This window comes from Streptomyces sp. SBT349 (assembly GCF_001083795.1).
Taxonomy (GTDB): Bacteria; Actinomycetota; Actinomycetes; order Streptomycetales; family Streptomycetaceae; genus Streptomyces.
Map to the genome: position 1 here is coordinate 1 of NZ_LAVK01000432.1, position 5,354 is coordinate 5,354.

General features: G+C 74.8%; 3 protein-coding genes. 1 reads left to right on the forward strand and 2 read right to left on the reverse strand.

The features are described from left to right. On the reverse strand, positions 1 to 3,466 hold a 3,466-nt coding region (locus ADY01_RS32065), incomplete at its 3' end, for a DNA polymerase III subunit alpha (RefSeq protein WP_063784442.1). A gap of 336 nt (positions 3,467 to 3,802) precedes the next feature. Next, entirely contained in the window at positions 3,803 to 4,351 is a 549-nt protein-coding gene (locus tag ADY01_RS32070) for an AAA family ATPase (RefSeq protein WP_049580249.1), read from the reverse strand. A gap of 22 nt (positions 4,352 to 4,373) precedes the next feature. Between ADY01_RS32070 and ADY01_RS32075 the strand changes: the two genes are divergently transcribed. Further along, on the forward strand, positions 4,374 to 5,048 hold the full coding sequence (locus tag ADY01_RS32075) for an HAD family hydrolase (protein WP_049580250.1): 675 nt from the start codon (positions 4,374 to 4,376) through the stop codon (positions 5,046 to 5,048). The last annotated feature ends 306 nt before the right edge of the window (positions 5,049 to 5,354 follow it).

Below are 5,354 nucleotides of genomic sequence, written 5' to 3' on the forward strand. Positions count from 1 at the left end.
GACCTGAAGCCCGCCGGGGACCCGGACAAGGCCCCGCGCTCCCCGGGCTGGCGTGCCAGAGCTTGCGCGGGGCCTTGTCCGGGTCCCCGGCGGGCTTCAGGTCGGCCCAGGGGTGCAGGGAGTAGCCGGTGGACAGCTCGATCCTGCGATCCACGGTCCCGCCACCGTTCCCGTCCTCGCCGCCGCCGCCCGCGAGCCGCTCCGCCACCGCGTCGAGGCCGCCGGTGCGACGGAGCTCGGCCAGCTCGGCGAGGTCCCAGGCGGTGTGGCCGACCACGCTCAGCGTCCGCGGCCCGCGCCGCTGGACCACGCCGCGCACCAGCAGCAGCCAGGAGTGGAAGACGGTGTGGGCGCAGGCGGCGTGGCTGTCCTCGAAGAAGGCCAGGTCGACCAGGCCCGTGGTGTCGTCCAGGGTGACGAAGATCACGCGCTTGCCCGACCTGATCGGCGGTGTCTGGGTGGCGGCCTTGGCCCCGGCGACCAGGACGGTCTCGCCGTGCCCGGCCTCGCGCAGGGCGCGGGCGGAGAGCGCGCCGAGCTCGTCGAGGAAGGAGCGCTGGTCGGCCAGGAGATGACGGGAGGTCTCCATGCCGAGCACGCCGAGCTCGGCGCCGAGCCGTTCGTCCGTGTCGAGGTCGGGCAGCCCGGCGGGCGGCGCCCCCTCGCCGTCGCCGAGCGGCAGCTGCGGACCGCCGCCGGGCCGCCCGGCGCCGCGCCGCTGACGGTGCTGCTCGGCGATGTGGAGCAGCAGGTCACGGCGGTTGGGGCCGAACGCGTCCAGCGCGCCGACCTGCGCGAGCCGTTCGGCGACGGGGCGGGAGGGGGCGGCGCGGGCCATCAGGTCGGCGAGAGAGACGAACGGCCGCCCCGCGGCGATCCTGGCCGCCTCGTCCTCGGTGATGCCCTGCACCTCGCCGAGGGCGAGCCGCACCCCCAAGAGGCCGGATTCAGACTCCAGTTCGATTCTATAGGTGGCGTCCGACCGGTTCACGTCGAGTGGGAGCACCGGCACCCCGCGCCTCCTGGCGTCGGCGAGCAGCAGCCGCTTGGGGTACATGCCGGGGTCGTGCGCGAGCAGCCCGGCGTAGAACGCGGCCGGGTGGTGCGCCTTGAGCCAGGCGGACTGGTACGTCGGCACGGCGAAGGCGACGGCGTGCGCCTTGCAGAAGCCGAAGCTGCCGAACGCCTCCAGGATCTCCCAGGCACGGGCGATCACCTCGGGCTCGTATCCGCGCCGGGCGCACTCGGTGGTGAACCACTCGTGCACGCGCCCCCGGCGCTCGCCGTCGGACAGCGCGCGCCTCGCCTCGTCGGCCAGCGCCCGGTCGCAGCCGGTCAGCCGGGACAGCATGCCGATGACCTGCTCGTGGAAGATCACCACGCCATGGGTCTCGCTCAGCACCGGCTCCAGGTCGGCGTGCGGATAGCTCGGGGCCCGCCTTCCCCGCCTGGCGTCGATGAAGGGCCGCACCATGTCGGCGCCGACCGGGCCGGGACGGAACAGGGATATGTCGACAACGAGGTCGTGGAACGTGCTCGGCTGGAGCCGCCCGATGAGGTCGCGCTGGCCCGGCGACTCGATCTGGAAGCAGCCCAGCGTCTCCGTCGAGCGGATCAGCTCGAAGGTCTCCGGGTCGCCCGGGGGCACATGCGCCGGATCGTCGAGGTCGATCCGTTCCCCGGTGGCCCGTTCGACCTCGCTCACCGCGTGCGCCATGGCGGACTGCATCCGCACCCCCAGCACGTCGAGCTTGAGCAGGCCGAGGTCCTCCACGTCCTCCTTGTCGAACTGCGACATGGCGAACCCCTCGCCGCTGCTGGGCACCACCGGCGTGCGCGCCAGCAGGGTCGCGTCGGAGAGCAGCACCCCGCACGGGTGCATGGCGACCCCGCGGGGCAGCCCGTCCAGCGCCTCGACCAGGTCCCACATCCTCGGCCCGTGCTCCCCCGGGTCGATGCCGCGCAGCTCGGGCAGCTCCGCCAGCGCGGCGCGGGCGTCCCTGGCCCTGATGTGCGGGAACGCCTTGGCCAGCCGGCCGATCTCGTCCGGATCGAGGCCGAGCGCGAGCCCGACGTCCCGCACGGCGTGCCGCACCCGGTAGGTCTCGGGCATGGCGACGGTGGCCACCCGTTCCTCGCCGAACCGCTCGAAGACGGCCCGGTAGACGTCCAGGCGGCGGGCGGACTCCACGTCGATGTCGATGTCGGGCAGCGCGCCGCGGCGCGGCGAGAGGAAGCGCTCCATCAGCAGGCCGTGCTCGACGGGGTCGGCCTGGGCGATGCCGAGCAGGTGGTTCACCAGCGCGCCCGCCCCCGAGCCGCGCGCCGCGACCCGGACGCCGAGGCCGCGGATGTCCTCGACGACCTGGGCGACGGTCAGGAAGTACGAGGCGAAGCCGAGCCGTTCGATGATGCCCAGCTCCTCCTCCAGCCGCGCCCAGCGCACGCCGTCGCGCTCGTAACGGCGCGCGACCATGCCCGCGGCGCACCGGGAGCGCAGCACGCGGTCGGCCGTGCGCCGGCCCGCGCCGACCAGCCCCGGCTCGGGGAAGTGGACGCCGCCGATGCCCAGATCGCCCGCGGGGTCCACCCGGCAGGCCGCCGCCGTCCGCTCGGTGAGTTCGACCAGCCGACGCGCGGTGGACCGCCCGTACCCGGCCGCCTCCGCGATGCGGAGCGCGGCGCCCGCCATCTCCCCGGGGCCCTTGAGCCAGCGCTCGCCGCCGTCGAGGCCGCCGCGCCGGTCGATGGGAACGAGGCGCCTGGCCGCGTCCAGCACGTCCGCGACCTGGCCCTGACCGGGATCGGCGTACCGCACCGCGTTGGTGAGCACGGGGGCGACGCCCTGCTCGGCGGCCAGACCCACGGCGCGGGCGGCGATGCGCAGCGGCCCCGCGGCGTCGACCTCGACGCGCAGCGCGTCGCCGAAGCGCTCCCGCCAGGGGGCGAGCAGCCGGGCCGCGAGGTCGGGACGCCCGGCGGCCAGCGCGCGCCCCGGCTCCGAGGCGGGGCCGAGCAGCACGATCAGGCCCTCTCCCCCGGTCTCGGCCCACGGCAGCGCGGGGCGTTCCCCGCCGCTCGCGTGGGCCGCGGTGACCAGCCGGCACAGCCGCGCCCACCCGGCCGCGCCGCCGGCGGCCAGGAAGACCACCCGCGGCGCGGACTCGTCGGCGAAGGCGCCGCCGCGCACCGGCGTCTTCCGGCGCTTCCGGCCCGCGCCGGGGCCCGGGGAGCCGGCGTCCGGGCCCAGGGGCTCCACCGCCAGGTCGGCCCCGTACACCGGGCGCACCCCGGCCCGCACGCACGCCTTGCTGAACCGCACGGCCCCGGCGAGGGTGTCGCGATCGGTCAGCGCCACGGCGTCCATCCCCCGCTCACCCGCGCGCTCGGCCAGCCGCTCGGGGTGCGAGGCTCCGTAGCGCGCGGAGAATCCGGACGCCACATGCAGGTGCGTGAAGCCCGGCATCCGCACCTCCTGTCACGCCCGGCCCCCCTGCCTCACCGCTGTCCGCCTCCACCATAAACCAGCCATCGAACATGCGTACGAATCTGACGAACGAGCAGGTCACACTCGGTGGGAACGATCTCGCCCTGGCCGAAAACGAACGGGCGAACACCCCTGCCGCCACTGGGATCCGGCCGTATGAACGCACCCCGGCAGCCCGTGATCCGACCGGCCGCGCGCGGCGGCACGGCGCCGGTACCACGGCGGATTCGGCGGCCACCGGGAGCGGCTACCGCTCGTCGCGGACGCCGGGGGCCGGAGCTACGGCCCGGCCACGGCGGCCTGCGAGTCGCCCGCTCACCCCTCCAGCCGCAGCGCCCCCGTTCCCACGGCCTTCCGCACGGCGTCCGCGGAGTCGGCCGGGGTGTGGTCCGTGGTGTCCAGGGCGTGGCCCTCATAGGGACCGAGGTCGGCGAACTGCGCGTACATCAGCCGGATCGGCCCCGGGTCGGTGAGGGGGTGGCTCTCCCGGGTCGTGCCCCGGGCGAGCGTGGTCTCCTCGTCCGGCCGCAGCACCGCGTAGTGCAGCGGCACCCCGGCCTCCGCCGCCACGTCGGCGAAGACACCCACGAACCACGGCCCGACCACGCTGTCCACCACCACCCGGTAGCCGCCCGCCGCGTAACCGGCCGCGGCCCGCGCGAGCACGCCGATCACCGTCTCGTTCTGCCGCTGGGCCTCCGGCAGGTACGGCGGAATGACCCCGCGCCGGATGAACGCCCAGAAGTCATCGGTGTGCAGGTGAACGCCGGGCCCCGGATCGTCGTCCGCCAGCAGTCGCGCCACCGTGCTCTTGCCCGCACCGGGCGGGCCGGCCAGCACGATGACCTCTCCGGTTCTCGTCATCCGGACAGGTTAGGCTGCCCGGGTGGCACCTCCGAGCGAACCCAGTGACCCCAGCGGCCCCTTCGACCTGATCATCTTCGACTGCGACGGCGTGCTGGTGGACAGCGAGCCCCTCGCGCTGCGCATCTGTGTGGAGCTCGGCGCGGAACTGGGCTGGCCGCTGACCGAGGAGGAGATCATCGACCGGTTCCTCGGCCGCTCCGAGCGTGCGGTCCGTGCGCAGATCGCCGAACGGCTCGGCGAGGAGGCGGCGGGCCGGTGGGGCGAGTGGTACCGCGAACGGCTCGACCTCGCGATCGACACGGAGCTGACGGCGGTCGACGGCATCACGGAGGTGCTGGACGCGATCACCGTTCCGCACTGCATCGCCTCCAGCGGCAGGCACGCCAAGATGCGGCGGACCCTGGGCCGCACCGGCCTCTACGAGCGCTTCGCGGGCCGGATATTCAGCGCGAGCGAGGTGGCGCGCGGCAAGCCGGAGCCGGACCTGTTCCTGTACGCGGCCTCCAGGATGGGCGTCGAGCCGGGCCGCTGCGCCGTGATCGAGGACAGCCAGTACGGAGTCCGTGCGGCCCGCGCGGCGGGCATGCGCTCCTTCGGCTACGCGGGCGGCCTGACCCCGGCCGCGTGGCTGGCGGGGGACAACACGGTCGTCTTCGACGACATGCGCAAACTCCCCACCCTCCTGACCACCTGATCCCCGCCTCGGGGGGTGGCTGGGGCGGTTTCCGATGCTTTAGGCAGCCCCGTTGGGGCGAGCCTCCAAGATCGGGGGCCCGATCGGGGAAAACGCGGTGGGGCCCAGGGGCCCGATCCGCCGGCCAGCGTAAGGGCCCCCGATCTCTCGCCCCAACGCAGCTCCCGCCCAAAGCCTCTCCAACCGCGTGAGGAGTTCGATCCCTGCGGGCCGTGGGGGGCGACGCCCTCCCGGCCCGGGGGGTCGGGCCCCCTTTTGGTTGTTCAGCGCACTTGGTGCTGGTGGAGCGCGCGGACCAGTCACGCG

Bases quoted from the DNA above. Each gene is read 5' to 3' on its own strand.
- ADY01_RS32070 (WP_049580249.1), bottom strand. From the start codon at position 4,351: ATGACGAGAACCGGAGAGGTCATCGTGCTGGCCGGCCCGCCCGGTGCG.